Raw genomic sequence first — 15,746 nt, forward strand, 5'->3', positions numbered from 1 at the left:
GTCATGACCAATCAGCCCAGTCGTCGCCGCTTCCTCCGGGGGGCCGGCGTGGCCGCCGCGGGGTCGCTGTTGCATCCCAGCATCGCCCGCGCGCTTGCCATCCCCGCACACCGTCGCACCGGCACGATCAAGGACGTCGGGCACATCGTCATCCTGATGCAGGAGAACCGGTCGTTCGACCATTATTACGGCACGCTGCGCGGGGTGCAGGGCTTCGGCGACCCGCATCCGGTGCCGCTGCCCGGCGGGCGGCGGGTATGGGAGCAGCGCGACAAGGAAGGACGGACAATCCTGCCCTTCCATCTCGACACCAGAGCGACCGCCGCGCTCAAGGTGGCCGATCTGCCGCACGGCTGGGAGGATGCCAACGGCGCTTCGCGCCAGGGCCGGTGGGACGGATGGATCCCGTCGAAGACCCAGCTCACCATGGGGCACTACCGGCGCGAGGATATTCCGTTCCAGTTCGAGCTGGCCGAGGCGTTCACGATCTGTGACGCCTATCATTGCTCGGTTCACGGCCAGACCAATCCAAACCGTCTGTTCATCTGGGCCGGCGGCAACGATCCACGCGGAACCGGCGGCGGCCCCGTAGTGGCAAACAGCTCGGGCGTGGCGCTGGATACGCGCATCGAGCTCACGCCGGAAATGGCCGAGGCGGCGAAGCGCCACAACATCGATCCCGCAGTCATGGCGAATTACGGCAAAGGTCCGCGCTACCGCTACACCACATATCCCGAACGGCTCGAGCAGGCCGGGATCCGCTGGAAGGTCTATCAGGACCCCAAGGACAATTTCTGGGGGCTCACCAACCCGGCGGTCGCGTTCCAGGCCTATAACGACGCGAGACCGGGCGAGCCGCTCCACGACAAGGCGATGTCGCGCTGGACGATCGACGACCTGCGCGCCGACGTGCTCGCGGACCGGCTACCGCAGGTGGTGTGGATCACCTGCTCGCAATCGGACAGCGAACATCCGGAAGGATCGAGCCCGATCGAGGGCGCGAACTTCACCGCCCGGGTGCTCGACGCGCTCACGGCTAATCCGGAAGTATGGTCGAGGACGGTATTGTTCCTCACTTTCGACGAGAATGACGGCTTCTTCGACCATGTCCCGCCGCCCTCGCCGCCTGCCTTCAATCCCGACGGCAGCCGCGCCGGCGCGTCCACCGTCGACACGACCGACGACATCCACAGCGACAAGCTTCCCTATGGCCTCAGCGTGCGGGTACCGATGACGGTGATCTCGCCGTGGAGTACCGGCGGCTGGGTGAACTCGCAGGTGTTCGACCACACATCGGTGATCCGTTTCGTCGAGGCGCGCTTCGGCGTGAAGGAGCCTAACATCACCCCGTGGCGCCGTGCGGTCTGCGGCGACCTGACCTCGGCGTTCGACTTTTCCCGGCCGCAGAAGTGGCGCGCGACGCTTCCGGACACGAGCGATGCGCTCGCGCGGGTGCAGGCTGCGCTCAAGCTGCCCAAGCCGCTGCCGCCTGCCCAGGGCACGCTCCCGGCCCAGGAACCTGGCATCCGCCCGGCGCGGGCTCTGCCCTATGCGCCGGTTCTCGAAGAGGCGATCGCGGACGGCACTCTGCGGCTCCGCTTCGGCAATGCCGGAAAGGCCGGGCTGGTCTATCAGGTGCGTGATCTCGATGATCTCGACGCGCTGCCACGCCACTACACGGTCGAGCCCGGCAAGACGCTGAGCGACGAATGGGCCGTGCGCGAGCAGGGCTATCGCCTGGACGTGCGCGGCCCCAATCTCTGGTTTCGCGAGCTGCGCGGCAGGGCGACGGATCCGCTATCGGTACGCTGCCGCGCTCTGGACGACGACGCGCTGGCGATCGAGCTGATCAACCGTGGGGCAGAGACGATCGCGCTGCGGTGTTGCGACCTGCTCGGCGGGGCTGGGGAGTTTCGTCTACTGGTGCTGCCGGAAGGGGCAAACTGGACGGTCCGGATCGGTGCAGCCGGTGGTTGGTATGATCTCAGGCTCGACTGTTTCGACGGCTCGCCATTCTCACGCCGGCTTTCCGGCCGCGTGGAAACCGGACGAGACTCCGTCAGCTGGCCAGGGAGGAAGGCAGGTTCCGATTGACCTCGTGCCGGCACCGCCGGCCTTCGTGGCCATGTCCGCGGTTCCGCCGGGTACCGCTGTGTGCAGACGGCGGCCGGTGGCCACTTCGAGCCGACAGAGCGCAATGGCGGCTATGCTTGTCAGCTTGCTCAGAACGAGGCGAACGCCCAATCCGGTCGAAGCAAGCCCGCTGGCCGCAACGGTCGACTGGGCGCAGGCACGGTTAGTGGCGGCCGAGGCGCGGATCGCTCCTGCGGCGATTGCCGCCTAGGTGGCGAACCTGCCGGCGTTCGCCGAACCGGGCGCGCCACTTTGACTCGCGCTGACGACTCGAACTTCTGCGACGCTAATCCAGAGTATGCGCGCGCCGCCCGTGACGCGCCGCCCGGGCTGACACAATGTGTTCATTCGCGGTGTCGCAAAGCCGTGGACGGTGCAGCCGCCAAGCCAGGCCTTTGCCACGGCGCGCCGAAAGTGCCGCACCAGTTGCGGTCTGGAATAGCGGGACAGGCAGCCTGCGCAGTAGCCAAAGGTCAACAGCCCGATTTCAGGACCGGACGATCAGCCGCCGGGGACGTCTTCCATAAATCGCATATCGGCCTCCTTTGGTCCTCGGTTCATACGACGCAACGCGGCTGGCCACAATGTTTCTCCACGGCGCGCCAATCCAGAAATCCGGCCCATTAGCGGACCGAGCACCGGCCATCGCGATGCACTTGCGCGTGGAGGCCGGTAGACCTCGACGATGGTCCCGGACACCATCCGGGAACCAGACGGGCCTGAACGATGTTCGCTGCTTGTTCTAGCTGGGCGCTGGTACCTGAAAGCAGCCGCCCACAAATCATTTCCTGCCGTTTAGCGTCCTGAGCTCTGCGCCGGAATTTATACCGCTTACGCCAAGTCGTAACGCACGCGTCATGCGGCGCGCCTAGCCGCACCCTGTCCGCCAGTCGGGTCGCCACAAACTCCATAGGGGTATCCATGAAGCTTTTGTTCGGTAGCGCGATGATCGCGCTGCAATTCGCGTGCGCAACGGTCGCCTGGGCGCAGAACGAGACCGTCGATGCGCAGGAAAGTCAGGCTTCCGGCGATGAGGGCCCGATCGTCGTCACCGGCACCCGCGATCGCGCGCGCACCCAGTTCGATACCCTGGCGCCGGTCGATGTGCTGTCGAAGGCGGCGGTGGCATCCAGCGTCTCCGGCGATCTCGACGATGTGCTTGCTCAGCTGCTTCCTTCGTTCAACGTCCAGCGTCTTCCAGCGGCCGACGGCCAGGCCTTTGTCCGCCCCGCTACACTTCGCGGGCTCTCGGCCGATCAGACGCTCGTACTGCTGAATGGCAAGCGCTATCATCGCTCCGCCCTGCTCGGCTCGCGCGGCGCGCAGGCACCCGATCTCGCCAGCATCCCCACCGCCGGCATCGGTCGCGTCGAAGTGCTGCGCGACGGCGCCTCGGCGCAATACGGCTCGGACGCCATTGCCGGGGTGATCAACATCCTCCTCGACGAAGCACCGGGGATGGACGCCTTCGGCCAGGTCTCGCGTTATTATGTCAAGGACGGCACCGAATATCAGTGGGGCATGCGTGCCGGGATCGCGCTTGGAGACCGGGGCGCCATCGCCTTTACGGGCCAGTTCGATCGTCAGGAAGCGACGTCGCGCACGCGTCAGCGGCCCGACGCCATCGCCTTCCAGGCCGCCAATCCGCAGCTCCGCGTCCCCGATCCGGTGCAGCGCTGGGGTCAGCCCGACCAGGAGCGCGTGAGCGGCGCGGTAAATGGCCATTACGATTTGGCAGACGCAGCGACCTTCTATGTGTTCGGCACGCTCCAGCAGGGCGAAGGCGTCACCGACTTCAACTGGCGCAACCCGGCAGGCACGGCCAGCGTCTATGGCGCGAGCGCCGGGTTTCCGGGCTTCTCGTTCAACACGCTCTATCCGACCGGCTTCACGCCGCGCTTCGGCACCAAGTTCAGTGATTATCAGACGGTAAGCGGACTGCGCGGCGATCTGAGCGATCGCTTCCACTACGATCTGAGCGCCTCGCTCGGCCGCAGCCGGATCGAATATACGCTGGGCGAGAGCCTCAACGCGTCGCTTGGGCCCAACAGCCCGACAAGCTTCTATCTCGGCCGGCTCGAGCAGCGCGAATTCAACCTCAACGCCGATTTCGTCTATCGCCTGCCAGTAGGCACGGCGGAGCCGGTGAATGTCGCGTTCGGCGCCGAACGCCGCGTCGAGACCTATGCAGTCTCGCCGGGCGATCCTGCCTCCTATGCCGTCGGCCCGGGCGCGGCGACCGGACTGGCCCCCAATTCGAACGGCTTTCCCGGCTTCGGCCCGGCGCAATCGGGCGAGTGGGGTCAGCGCAGCTATGCCGGCTATGTCGATCTCGAATGGAAGCCGGTGGAGATGCTGACGCTGGGCGCTGCGGGCCGCTACGAGGATTTTTCGGAGTTCGGCGACACTTTCACCTACAAGTTCGCCGGCCGCGTCGAGCCGGTCCATGGTCTCGCGGCGCGCGTCACCTATTCCACCGGTTTCCGCGCGCCCACGCCAGCGCAGCTCAACACCCGCCAGGTGACTCAGGGCCTCGACACCCGCACGCTGCAGATATTCAATCAGGGACGCCTCTCACCCAATGACCCGATCGCGATCGCGCTGGGTGCCAAGCCGCTCACTCCCGAGGAATCGCGCACGCTCACCGCGGGTTTGACCGCGCAGACCGACTTCGGCCTCAGCGCCAGCGTGGATCTGTATCAGATCGACCTGAGCGATCGCTTCGGCCAGTCGGCGACCTTCACCGTTCCGGCGGCCTTTCCGAACCCGGACCGGTTCACCTCGGTCAGTTATTTCACCAATGATTTCGACACCCGTACCCGCGGCATCGACGTGGTGCTCGGCTATGTTCGGGCGCTCGGCGCCGGCCGGGCCAATCTGAGTCTGGCCTATAATTATAACCAGACGCGCGTCCGCAGCGGCAACACCGCTGCGATCCCCAACGTCACCCAGCGGCGCATCTTCGAGGAACGCCTGCCCCAGCACAACGCCACCGGGACTTTGGGCTACGATATCGGTGCGCTCGGACTGATGCTCCGTGGTCGTTATTACGGATCGTGGACCGACGTGACCGGCAATGCCACGGGCGAGCTTTTCCAGCGCTTCGGGTCAACGGTGCTGTTCGATGCGTCGCTTGCGTACAAATTCAGCGAGAACCTGTCGTTGCGCGTGGGAGCCGAGAATATCTTCGACAGCTATCCCGACGAAGCAACCAACCAGGCCATTCGGGGCCTGATCTATTCGCGCAACGCCCCCTACGATACCGACGGCGGTCAGTATTACGCGCGCATCGGACTGCGCTTCTGATGGCCGGCATCGATCGCCGGTCGGTGCTCGCGGGCGGCCTTGCGCTGCCCGCGGTCGCCGCAACCGCCCGCGCGACGGTTCCGGCGGATAGGGACGGCGAGGCGTTCTGGCGATCGATCGCCGCAGAATATGGTCCGCCCGAGGGTATCGTTCAGCTGGAGAATGGCAATTGGGGGATGATGCCTCGGCCAGTGCTCCAAGCCTATCAGGGGACGGTCGCGCGTGTGAACCGCGATACCAGCTATTATGCCCGCCGGGGCATGACCCGCGACCTGATCGCGGTGCGCGATCAGGTCGCCGCGGCGATGGGCGTCAAGCCCCAGGAACTCGCCTTTACCCGCAACGCGACCGAGGCGCTGGAAACGCTGATCCTCGGCTATAATCGGCTCCGGCCGGGCGACGCGGTGCTCTATGCCGATCTCGATTATGACAGCATGCAGCATTGCATGGAGAGCCTGCGCGGCCGCCGCGGCGTCGAGATCGTGCGGCTCGCGCTTCCCGAGGCGGCGACTCACGAGACGCTGGTCGCGGCCTATGCCGAAGCGATGGCCGCCAATCCGCGCCTGCGCCTGATCCTGCTCACCCATCTCAGCCACCGCACCGGGCTGGTCCTTCCGGTCCGCGAGATCGCCGCGCTGGCGCGGGCGAAGGGTATCGACGTGATCGTAGATGCGGCGCACAGCTGGTGCCAGCTCGACTTCAGCCTGGCTGACCTCGATTGCGACTTTATCGGCGTCAACGGCCATAAATGGCTCGGCGCGCCGCTGGGCGTGGGGTTCCTGCATATTCGTGAGGGCGCGCTGGACCGGATCGACCGCCATCCGGCCAATCCGGCGACTGGCCGCGACGATATTTCCGCGCGCGTGCATCTCGGCACCTACGATTTCGCCGCCAGCCTGACCGTGCCCGCCGCGCTGGCCTTTCAGCAGGCGATCGGCAGCGAACGCCGGGCGGACCGGCTGAGGGGGTTGCGGAATCACTGGGTTGCGGGCGCGCGCCGCGTTGCGGGGATCGAGGTGCTGACGCCGGACGATTCCCGGTCGCACGGCGGCATCACGTCTTTTCGCGTGAAGGGCGTGATCGACGTCGCTGCCAATATGCGTATCGCGAAGCATCTTATCGAGCGCCATCGCATCTTCACCGTCCATCGCGACGGGATCGCGAGCGGCGCCTGCGTGCGTGTCACCCCTGCGCTATTCACGCGCCCCGAGGACGTGGATCGACTCGCCCGGGCGTTGCCGGACATCGTCTCGGTTATGCAACGCGGCTGACCTCTGGCGAGAGGGAGGGCGTTGGTTCAGGCCGGCTCGCACCAAGGGAGAAGCACGCCCAAACGCAGCATTCGGTGGAGCGCTGCAAATGCACTTCCGGCTATCGCAGAATGACTACGCCGCCGGCAATCTGCGTTACCTGCAGCAAGAGCAGCTGCTGAAGCTGGTCCACGGCGTTTTCAATCTGGTTGGTGTGAAACATGCCGCTGACCAGTCGCCTGCCGATGCGTTCGTTCGCTAAAATGATCCGGCCGGGCCGATAGCGATTTATGCTGTCGATCGCTTCCGCGAGTGGGGTGTCGCGGAAGATCAAAACGCCACGCCGCCATGCGGCGCTGATTTGCGCATCGATCGGTGAAATCTGTCCGGCTTCTCCCGCCTTGGATACATATTGCTGGTTTGCGCCGAGTGTGTGGACGCCGTCCCCGCTCTGCCTGACCGAGCCTCGCAGGCACGCGATGCAGGTGTTTCCGTCGCTGAACCGGACGTTAAGTTCGGCATTCCGTGTCGACCAGGTCTTCCCGCCCACCACGATCGAAAAGGGCGACTGGCTGCTGCGCACGGCAACAAAGGCCTCGCCCGTGATCAGCCTCGCGCTGAATTGAACCAGCGACAGCGCGGTGCGCGCATTCATTTCGACCGTCACCCCCGCCATCGGGCGCAACGTGCGCCTCTCGCCGACGCCGGTGCGCTCGCCGGCGCCGAGTTCTGCGAGGGATGGCCACAAGCCATAAGGAGGCGTGGCCATCAGCATCGCCGCAGACGCGGCCACGGCCCCGCCCCCGATCAGCATCGCGCGCCGGTCCAGAACCGCAGGGCGGCTTCCTCGTTCGAACGCGACCACATTGCTGCCCGGCGCCAGGCGCGACAAGGGCATTGTCCGCAGCGTGCGGCGGAAAGCGATCGCCTCGCGAAACGCCTCGACATGCGCCGGCCCCTGGGCGCGCCACGCTTCGAATGCCTCCGCGTCGGCCGTGGTCGCCGCGCCCGAGGTCAGGCGCACGACCCAGCCCAGCGCTTCGTGCACCAGGGGCGGCAGATCGGCCGTCTCGGTTCCATGAATGGTCATGGCGCGTGGCCTTTCGGGGCGTCGGTCATTCCTCCCCCTCCTTATCTACTGACAGTTGCGGCACGCCCGTGACGAACGACTTTTTTCGGCCGAGCCGTCGCGCGCTGAGGTCGACGCCGCGGCGAAGTTCCTTCTGCACGGTGCGCAGCGTCACGCCGAAGCGCTCCGCCAGCGCGTGATGGCTGGTGTCGCCCAGAAATGCCTCCTGGAATATGATGCGTTGCCGCTCGGTGAGTTCGGACAATGCCTGCTCGACGATCGCGATGCTCGCCCGGTCTTCGGCGATCGTGCCCGGCCCGGGCGCGTCGTCGGCGACGTCGAGCAGTTCCTCGATTTCGACAATGGTCAGATGCCGGCGCTCGGCGCGAATCATGTTGCTCGCCGCGTTGAGCGCCGCGCGATACAGATAGGCTTGCGGGTCCTTCACCGGCGCAAGCTCGCCGCGAGTCTCGAGCCGAATCCAGGTTTCCTGCAGCGCATCCTCCGCGAGCTCCGGGCCGACCTTTCGGGCCAGCCGGGTGCGCAGCGCAGAATATCCCGCCAGCAGCGCGCGGATCAGCGACCCGCGTGCGGAATCGGCCATCATGGTGCCCGCCGACGCATCATTTGGCGTCGATCTCGAACCAGATCGGCTGTGGCAGCCCGGCCGGCGGCGGCCCGGGCATCGAGGCACCGTTCAGGACTTGCGCGATGTCGCGGTCCAGTCTCGCCTGACCGGAACCACGCTGCACCCGCAGCCCGTGGATCACGCCGCGAGCGTCCAGTTCGATCGCGATACGGACCTTGAACTGTCGCTTGCTCGTGCGGGGATCCTGCTGAAGCTGCCGGCTGATTGCGGTGCGGATCGTCTGTCCGAAGGGTCGGTAGTCCCGCGCCGCCGGGCTGCCGATCACGCGTGCGGTCGTCACCCGGAGACGATCAAGCACGAGCCGCGGCGCGTTTCCGTCGGGCGCTGCACGGGCAGTCTCCCCTGAAGTCGCCGGCAGCGCGGCGGGAAGGATCAGGACCGCGGTCGCGCTGGTGAAACGATGCCGCAGCCCGGTGCTGCGCAACAGGGTCGCAACCGCGGCCGGAGGCGAAAAGTCGCCCCGGAGCGGTGCGGAGGTTAGTCCGTCGAGGACGCCGTGCTGATAGAGAACGTCGATGCCGCTTTGCCGGCCCAGCGTGAGCAAGGCAGCTTCGAGCGCTTGCGCCGGAATGTCATAGCTGCGGTGCTGCGCCGCGGCGACCGACGGAACTAACGCGCCGCCGATCGCTAGCAGCGTTGCCGCCCCGAGCCACGCGCCCGTCGGCAAGGCGCGTGCAGCCGCTCTGAACGCTGGAGGGAGACGAGTCGTCGACAAGCTGATGGGTCGCTTCAGCCGATCTCGAAATCGACGGGTAGCGTGATGTCGATGCGGTCGGGCAGTTCGGATGGAATGCCGGGCATTGGAACCGCGCGCCGGATCGCCGCAAGCGCTTCCTGATCGAGGCTCGTGCGCCCCGAACTGCTGGCGACCCACGCGTCTTGCACATGGCCTTTCCGATCGAGAACGAAGCGGATTTCCACCACGCCTTCGATCCGGGCGTCGCGTGCCTCGCTGGGATAGCGGCGGTAGCGGGCGATATGCGCGAGCAGGATATCGCGATATAGAATCGCTGCCGAACCCGTCATGTCGGAGGCGGCGCTGCCCGGGGGCTCGCTGTGCAGTACCGGCTTTGCCGCATCGGCAGGTTCGGCGGTGGAAGCGCGACGGCCGGTGCCGGAGGGCAATGGCGCGAGCTCGCGTGGCGCGGACGCTACGTCGCTATGCGCCTTCTGCAACCACGGGTCCGCACGCGCCGACGCGTGGCGATTTTCGCGCGCGAGCGGAATCAGTTCGACGACCAGCGCGCCGCTGCGGTCGGCATGCATGCCGCGGGAGCCCTTGCCGCCGGGTGCCAGGACCATGAACAAGGCGACGCCTGCGGCGATGTGAATCATGGTGGTAATGCCAAGCGAGGCCAGTCGCTCGATCGGTGCAGGCTTCATGTGCGATCCCTGGTCGGCGTACGTGCGGTTCTTGCCGCATCATCAAATACGCCGCCGCCGTAGCGGCGCTTCATGACACCTGAGTGCAACCGCGTCGTCACAAGCCGACGGGGTTCGACAAAATCATCCGGTACCGAAAAAGTCGTTCGTGATCGGCCGTTGCCGCGTGTCTCGCCGTTGGAGGACATGCGATGAGCGGGACGGTTACAGCAGCAGCACGCGACAGTGGCGGGTTCGCGGGCCGGCCAGATACGGGAGTCGCACTCGATCTGTCGCGACGCGACGTTCGACTTACGGTGGAGTGTGTCCAGAGCCTCGTGCCGACCCGCATGAAGGCCGCGTCGGATGCTGCGGAGTATCTGCTCATCGTGCCGGTTCAGGGGCGCGCGATCGTCGATTTCGAGGGGGTTCGAACCGTCCTCGCCCCCGATGCACCGTGCGTGTTCGGTCGAGAGGGCATGGGCGAGATCCACTGGGCGGCAGGCGCCACGGGCGTGATGATCTCGATGCCGCGCGGCGTGACCCAGGCATATGCAAGCGCCGCCCTTGGCGATGCGCGCCGCATTGCCCGCGCCTCCTTGTCGCTCGCAATCCCGGCGAACGGCAAGCTTCGCGAGCTTGCAAACAGTCTGGCCGCACGCGGTATGGCCGATCGCGCGACGAGCGTGCGGCTCGTCGAGGCGCTGGTCGACCTTCTCGTCGATCAGCATGGCCCGGACCGCGCGTTCCCCAAATCCCGTTCGGTAAGCCTTGCCAGGGCGCAACTCGACCAAGGCGCGGCGATGCGCTGGAGCCTGGAGGCGCTCGCCCGCAAGGCGGGCGTGACGCCGATCACGCTCCAGCGTGGCTTTCGCGACTGTATCGGAACGACCGTCGCCGGATATGCGCAGATCGTCCGCCTGCGCGAGACGCGCGCGCGATTGACGAGCATCTACGAGACGCGTTCGATCGCTGCGATTGCCGAAGCCTTCGGCTTCGCCAGCACCGTCAGTTTTAACCGGGCGTACGAAAAAGCATTCGGCGAAACCCCGACAAAAACCCGCTATGCATCGGTAAAGCTGAGTAACGAGGCGCATATTCGCGACGAATAATACGTAAAAACGTAGAAACTGCAAATTAATGCTTCGTCATCAAGCGAGATGTCGAAGTTAAACCCCATTGTGCGTTTCTAATAATATTCAGCGTTTGAAATATATAATTCACATTATCGAACCTAATTCGAACATTGATTCTCAGCAGCCAGGTTTTTCCGATTTTTGATTGATAGAATCGACTTCGGATCCCTAAACGCCGCCTCGGCAAGCGGTCGCTGCGTTGCAGCAAATGCGTCACAGCACCGCGCCAAGGCATCGACACGCCGTCGATCGAAAGACCGACGGCGATGCCAGGTGGCAGGGGACAAGAGTTGAAGATCGTAGCATTGGGCGGGAGCGGGGCGTCTATCCTCGCAATAGCCATCACGGCTTGCATGAGCGCGAGCCCGGCACAGGGGCAGGAGGCAGTCGCCGTGACTGCGGATACGGCAGCGGCCGAACCTGTCGCGACATTCGAGATCCGCGCCTTCCAGGTGAAGGGAAACACGCTGCTCCCCGCCGATGCGGTCGAACGCGCCGTGTATCCACACATGGGGCCCGGGCGCACCGAAGCCGATGTCGAGGCGGCGCGCGCCGCGCTGCAAAAGGCGTTCGAGGATCGCGGTTATGTCGCGGTCTCGGTGCTCATCCCCGAACAGGCGGTGGCTGGCGGCATCCTGCAATTGCAAGTCGAGCCGCAGGCGATCGGCGAAGTGAAGATCGAAGGCACGAAACACCCCGAGCTGGTGCGCGCCCAGGCGCCGTCGCTGGCGGCGGGAAAGACGCCCAACCTCACCGACTTCCAGCGCGACGTGATCGCGATGAACCAGAAGGCGAACCGGCGCGTGACGCCCGAGTTGCGCGCTGGCGTCGCGCCCGGAACGCTGGACGTGCTGCTTACCGTGGAGGAAAGCTCGGCGTTCCACGCCTCGGCCGAACTCAACAATTTCAGCTCGGCGGCGACCACCGACCTGCGCTATTCGGGCACGCTGCGCTACGACGATATGTGGGGTCGCGGCGACAGCCTGTCGGTTTCGTCGCAGCTGGCGCCGCGGCGTACCGGCGACGGGACGGTGCTCTCGGCCAATTATCTCGCGCGGCTGGGGCAGGGCACCCAGTTGATGCTGTACGGCGTCCATTCCGACAGCGACATCGCGGTGATCGGCGGCACCAGCGTCGTCGGCAAGGGCAACATCCTCGGCGTGCGGCTGATCCAGTCGTTGGGTGCTGCCGACGGCTTCTATTCGGCGCTGACACTGGGGATCGACTGGAAGGATTTCCAGGAGGATCTGACGCTGGGCGCCGATACCGACAGCGCCCCGATCGAATATTTCCCGGCGACGCTGTCGTGGCGCGGCGACTGGAACAGCGGCGGCCAGCGCAGCGACCTGACCGCCACCGCCATCCTCGGCATCCGCGGACTGGGGGATGGCCGTTCGGCCTTCCTGTACAAGCGCTATCAGGCGAGCGACAGCTTCTTCGCGTTCAAGGTCGAAGCCGGGCACAATCAGGAGATCGGCGCCGGCATGCAGCTGGACGCGCGGCTGAGCGGTCAATGGTCGGGCAATCCGCTGATATCGAACGAAGGATTTTCGCTCGGCGGGATGTCGAGCGTGCGTGGCTATTATGAATCGGAGAGCTTGGGGGATTACGGCGTCGCCTATCAGCTCGAGCTGCGCGCGCCGGATCTAGCCGAGGCCTTCGGCACGCCGATTCTCAATGAGCTGCGCTTCCATGGCTTCTGGGACATGGGGCTGGGCGGCATCCACCAGCCGCTGCGAGGGCAGGATCATCGCTTCCGGCTGATGAGCATGGGCGTCGGCGGGCACATCAAATTGTTCGATCATTTCAACGGCGCGCTCGATCTCGGCACGCCGCTGATTTCCGGGCCGGAGAGCCACTCCGGCGATATTTTCGCACGCTTCCGCATTTGGGGGGAATTCTAATGTCGATCGTCCAGCGTGCCCGAAAGGGCGCGGTGGCAGGCGCAGTTGCGCTCGCTGCCATCACTCTCTTTGCCACCCCGGCCTCCGCCTGGTGGCAGGCGGACTATGCCTATCGCACCCGGATCAACCTCAACGCGCAGGCCGCCGGCGTCACCGGCGAAGTATCGCGCGCGCCGGTTCTGGTGCGGCTGCATCAGGGCAATTTCAACTTCGCCGACGTGAAGCCGGACGGATCGGACCTCCGTTTCGTCGCCGGTGACGATCGCACGCCGCTCAAATTCCACATCGAAAAGTGGGACGTCGCGGGCCAGACGGCGTTGATCTGGGTCGATGTCCAGGCGCTGCAGCCCGGCCAGGCCGCCGCGATCTACGCTTATTACGGCAACAAGGAAGCTAAGCCCGGCCAGGATGTGGCGGGCAGCTTCGCCCCCGATTATCGCGCAGTCTTCCACTTCGACGGTACCGGGCCCGCCAAGGATGTCGCCCGCGGCGTTCCCGCGGGCGGCGCGCTGACGCGCAACGCTTCCGGACTTATCGGCCAGAGCCTGACGCTGGATGGCGCAACGGGGCTCAGCGTGCCGGCCTCGGCCTTCGCCGCGGGGCAGCTGTCGGTGAGCTTTTGGGCCAAGCCGGCGAGCGACGGCGTGCTTTTCGCGCTGCCCGGCGCAGTGAGTCTGGTTCTGGAAGGCGGTCAGCTATTCGTCGACCAGGGCGGCAATCGCTCGGCAGGTGCGGCGCTGGCGGCCGGCGCCTGGGCGCATGTCGCGCTGGTCAGCGATGGCAAGAAGACGCTGCTGTTCGTCGGCGGCCAGCCGGCCGGCGAAGTCGCCGGCGCGCTCGCCCCGGCAAGCGGCGATGCGGTGTTCGGCGAGGGCCTGCGCGGCGAGATCGACGAAGTGCGCGTCGCAGGCGCTGCCTTGCCGCAGGCGATGTTCCAGCTGGCCGCGGCGTCCGAAGGCCAGGGCCCGAAGCTGGCGACCTTCGACACGCCCGAACAGGTCGAGACCGGCGGCGGCCATGGCTATTTCGGCATCCTGTTCTCGGCGCTCACCTGGGACGCCTGGGCAGTGATCGCGATCCTCGGCGTGATGCTGGTGCTGGCACTGTGGACGATGCTCTCGAAGCATCTGCTGTTCTCGCGGATCGAGAAGGCCAACGAGACTTTCCTCGAGGCATATCGCGCCCAGGCCAGGCGCTCGGGCGACCATGACGGCCTGCCGGCGTTCGATCCGGGCCCCGGCTCGGAATCCTCGACGCTGAGCCAGCTCTATCAGCTCGGTCGCCGCGAACTCGCCGAACGGCTCAAGGAAGGCCGCGCCACCGGCAGCCGCTTTGCGATCCGCGCGCAATCGATCGCGGCGATCCGCTCGGCGCTCGACGCCGAGCAGGTGATCGAGAACCAGAAGCTCAGCGAGCGGATGGGCCTGCTCACCAACTCGATCTCGGGCGGTCCGTTCATCGGCCTTGCGGGCACCGTGCTCGGCGTGATGATCACCTTCGCCAGCGTCGCGGCGGCGGGAGAAGTCAACATCAACGCGATCGCTCCGGGCATCGCCGCGGCGCTGCTCGCCACCGTTGCCGGACTGATCGTCGCGATCCCTTCGATGTTCGGCTATAACAGCCTGCTGGTCCGCTCGAAGAAGATCACCGCACGCAATCAGATCTTCGCCGACGAGCTCGAGAAGCGCATCGCCGAAACGTGGCAGGATATTCCTGCCGCCCAGGCCGCCTGAAGGGAGGCCTGAGCCATGGCGATCCAGATCGGCGAAGAGGACAAGCCGTATAACGAGATCAACGTCACGCCGATGATCGACGTGATGCTCGTTCTCCTCATCATCTTCATCCTGCTCACCACTGCGGCGGTGCAGGGCATCAAGGTAGACCTGCCGAGCGCGTCGTCGGCCAAGCCGCTGGCGGCGCAGAACAGCCGGGTGATCGCGATCGGTGACGATGGCACGATCTCGATTGACGCGGTGCCGGTGTCGCTGTCGGAGCTCGAGGCGCAGCTGCGCGCGAGCATCGCCGGGACGCCCGATCTCGCGGTGATCCTGCGCGGCGATCGGGCGGTGCAATATGACAAGGTGATGCAGGTGCTCGACCTGTGCTCCAAGGTCGGCGTGCCGTCGCTCGGCATGGCCTCCACCCGGCCGCCGGGCGGGGGGCAGTAATGGCGGCGCTCGCGCTGAACGGCGGGCCGGGTGGCCCGCACCGGCGGCGCTCGCCCGTCCCCTGGGGTCGGGTCGCCGCGGCCGGCGGGATCGCGCTGGCGGTGTTCGTGGCCTGGACCATGTTCAGCGCCCAGATCGTGACGAAGCGCCCCAACGAGATGAAGACGACGCAGGTCATCCTGCCACCGCCACCGCCACCGCCACCCGAGGTCAAGCCCGAGGAGAAGCCCCCCGAGCCGACCGAGGCGCCGCCGATCGACCAGCCGACCGACACGCCGCCGCCGCCCGATCAGGCAAAGGAGCCATCCGCCTCGCCTTCATCGGATCCCGCGCCCGGCGACAACGCCCTCAGCGCGCGCGAAGGCGCGGGCCCGAGCAATTACGGGCTCGCGGTGGGCAATGGCGGCGGCACTCGCATCGGCGGGCGCGCCGGCGGTGGGGGAGGCGGCAACGGCTTCGCGGCCTATGCCCAGTCGGCACTGGCGGAGATTCGGCGTGCCACCCAAGCCGACCGCGAACTCGCCAGAGGGCGCTACAGCCTGAGGCTGCTCGTCACGGTGGCGGAGGATGGCCGGATCACCGGTGTCCGCCTGCTCGACGGTTCGGGCAGCGAGCGTCGCGATACCCGCCTCGTTGCATTGCTCAACCGGCTGCAGCTCCAGCGCCCGCCCGCCGGGATGCCGGCGATGCGGATCGAATTCAACACGCGGTCGGGCGCCTGAGCCATGCGCGCCCGGTCCAGCGACACTTTCATTCGCAAGGGGGAAAT

At 66.2% G+C, this 15,746-nt stretch carries 12 protein-coding genes; 8 read left to right on the forward strand and 4 right to left on the reverse strand.

Going from position 1 to position 15,746, the window contains the following annotated elements; genetic code table 11:
- Positions 1-3 precede the first annotated feature (3 nt).
- The 3 genes from CVN68_RS21380 to CVN68_RS21390 all read left to right on the forward strand — a co-directional run bounded on the left by CVN68_RS21380 (position 4) and on the right by CVN68_RS21390 (position 6,710).
- Entirely contained in the window at positions 4-2,094 is a 2,091-nt protein-coding gene (locus CVN68_RS21380; RefSeq protein WP_100283981.1) for a phosphocholine-specific phospholipase C, read from the forward strand.
- Between the two features lie 960 nt (positions 2,095-3,054).
- A complete protein-coding gene (locus CVN68_RS21385; protein ID WP_100283982.1) occupies positions 3,055-5,439 on the forward strand; it encodes a TonB-dependent receptor plug domain-containing protein in 2,385 nt (794 codons plus the stop codon).
- Positions 5,439-6,710 carry an aminotransferase class V-fold PLP-dependent enzyme gene (locus tag CVN68_RS21390; RefSeq protein WP_100283983.1) on the forward strand — a complete coding sequence of 424 codons (1,272 nt, stop codon included), beginning with the start codon at positions 5,439-5,441 and terminating at the stop codon, positions 6,708-6,710. The genes CVN68_RS21385 and CVN68_RS21390 overlap by 1 nt, the downstream gene beginning before the upstream one ends.
- Positions 6,711-6,810: 100 nt before the next feature.
- Here CVN68_RS21390 and CVN68_RS21395 read toward each other — a convergent pair whose 3' ends face one another.
- Genes CVN68_RS21395 through CVN68_RS21410 form a run of 4 tightly spaced genes read right to left on the reverse strand, consistent with a single transcriptional unit; the run spans position 6,811 to position 9,790 of the window.
- Positions 6,811-7,779 (reverse strand): FecR family protein, encoded by a 969-nt coding sequence (locus CVN68_RS21395; protein ID WP_100283984.1) that lies wholly within the window; start codon positions 7,777-7,779, stop codon positions 6,811-6,813.
- 25 nt (positions 7,780-7,804) lie between these two features.
- On the reverse strand, positions 7,805-8,365 hold the full coding sequence (locus tag CVN68_RS21400; RefSeq protein WP_100283985.1) for an RNA polymerase sigma factor: 561 nt from the start codon (positions 8,363-8,365) through the stop codon (positions 7,805-7,807).
- Positions 8,366-8,381: 16 nt separating this feature from the next.
- A complete protein-coding gene (locus CVN68_RS21405; protein WP_158299006.1) occupies positions 8,382-9,122 on the reverse strand; it encodes a TonB family protein in 741 nt (246 codons plus the stop codon).
- Positions 9,123-9,136: 14 nt separating this feature from the next.
- A complete protein-coding gene (locus tag CVN68_RS21410; protein ID WP_100283987.1) occupies positions 9,137-9,790 on the reverse strand; it encodes an energy transducer TonB in 654 nt (217 codons plus the stop codon).
- A 191-nt stretch (positions 9,791-9,981) separates the two neighbouring features.
- Between CVN68_RS21410 and CVN68_RS21415 the strand changes: the two genes are divergently transcribed.
- The 5 genes from CVN68_RS21415 to CVN68_RS21435 all read left to right on the forward strand — a co-directional run bounded on the left by CVN68_RS21415 (position 9,982) and on the right by CVN68_RS21435 (position 15,699).
- Complete coding sequence (locus CVN68_RS21415) at positions 9,982-10,881, forward strand: AraC family transcriptional regulator (protein WP_100283988.1); 900 nt, start codon at positions 9,982-9,984, stop codon at positions 10,879-10,881.
- Between the two features lie 377 nt (positions 10,882-11,258).
- Positions 11,259-12,809: a ShlB/FhaC/HecB family hemolysin secretion/activation protein gene (locus tag CVN68_RS21420; RefSeq protein ID WP_100283989.1), complete on the forward strand. Its 1,551-nt coding sequence runs from the start codon at positions 11,259-11,261 to the stop codon at positions 12,807-12,809.
- The gene (locus CVN68_RS21425; RefSeq protein ID WP_100283990.1) at positions 12,809-14,542 is read left to right on the forward strand and encodes a DUF2341 domain-containing protein; all 1,734 of its coding nucleotides are present in this window, start codon (positions 12,809-12,811) and stop codon (positions 14,540-14,542) included. The genes CVN68_RS21420 and CVN68_RS21425 overlap by 1 nt, the downstream gene beginning before the upstream one ends.
- Positions 14,543-14,557: 15 nt before the next feature.
- Positions 14,558-14,977 (forward strand): ExbD/TolR family protein, encoded by a 420-nt coding sequence (locus CVN68_RS21430; RefSeq protein ID WP_100283991.1) that lies wholly within the window; start codon positions 14,558-14,560, stop codon positions 14,975-14,977.
- On the forward strand, positions 14,977-15,699 hold the full coding sequence (locus CVN68_RS21435; RefSeq protein ID WP_100283992.1) for a TonB-dependent receptor: 723 nt from the start codon (positions 14,977-14,979) through the stop codon (positions 15,697-15,699). The genes CVN68_RS21430 and CVN68_RS21435 overlap by 1 nt, the downstream gene beginning before the upstream one ends.
- Positions 15,700-15,746: the final 47 nt, after the last annotated feature.

Origin of the sequence: Sphingomonas psychrotolerans, assembly GCF_002796605.1 — a bacterium.
Lineage (GTDB): Bacteria > Pseudomonadota > Alphaproteobacteria > Sphingomonadales > Sphingomonadaceae > Sphingomonas > Sphingomonas psychrotolerans.

Bases quoted from the DNA above. Each gene is read 5' to 3' on its own strand.
- CVN68_RS21420 (WP_100283989.1), top strand. From the start codon at position 11,259: ATGAGCGCGAGCCCGGCACAGGGGCAGGAGGCAGTCGCCGTGACTGCG.
- CVN68_RS21430 (WP_100283991.1), top strand. From the start codon at position 14,558: ATGGCGATCCAGATCGGCGAAGAGGACAAGCCGTATAACGAGATCAAC.
- CVN68_RS21390 (WP_100283983.1), top strand. From the start codon at position 5,439: ATGGCCGGCATCGATCGCCGGTCGGTGCTCGCGGGCGGCCTTGCGCTG.
- CVN68_RS21385 (WP_100283982.1), top strand. From the start codon at position 3,055: ATGAAGCTTTTGTTCGGTAGCGCGATGATCGCGCTGCAATTCGCGTGC.
- CVN68_RS21395 (WP_100283984.1), bottom strand. From the start codon at position 7,779: ATGACCATTCATGGAACCGAGACGGCCGATCTGCCGCCCCTGGTGCAC.
- CVN68_RS21400 (WP_100283985.1), bottom strand. From the start codon at position 8,365: ATGATGGCCGATTCCGCACGCGGGTCGCTGATCCGCGCGCTGCTGGCG.
- CVN68_RS21410 (WP_100283987.1), bottom strand. From the start codon at position 9,790: ATGAAGCCTGCACCGATCGAGCGACTGGCCTCGCTTGGCATTACCACC.
- CVN68_RS21380 (WP_100283981.1), top strand. From the start codon at position 4: ATGACCAATCAGCCCAGTCGTCGCCGCTTCCTCCGGGGGGCCGGCGTG.
- CVN68_RS21415 (WP_100283988.1), top strand. From the start codon at position 9,982: ATGAGCGGGACGGTTACAGCAGCAGCACGCGACAGTGGCGGGTTCGCG.
- CVN68_RS21425 (WP_100283990.1), top strand. From the start codon at position 12,809: ATGTCGATCGTCCAGCGTGCCCGAAAGGGCGCGGTGGCAGGCGCAGTT.
- CVN68_RS21435 (WP_100283992.1), top strand. From the start codon at position 14,977: ATGGCGGCGCTCGCGCTGAACGGCGGGCCGGGTGGCCCGCACCGGCGG.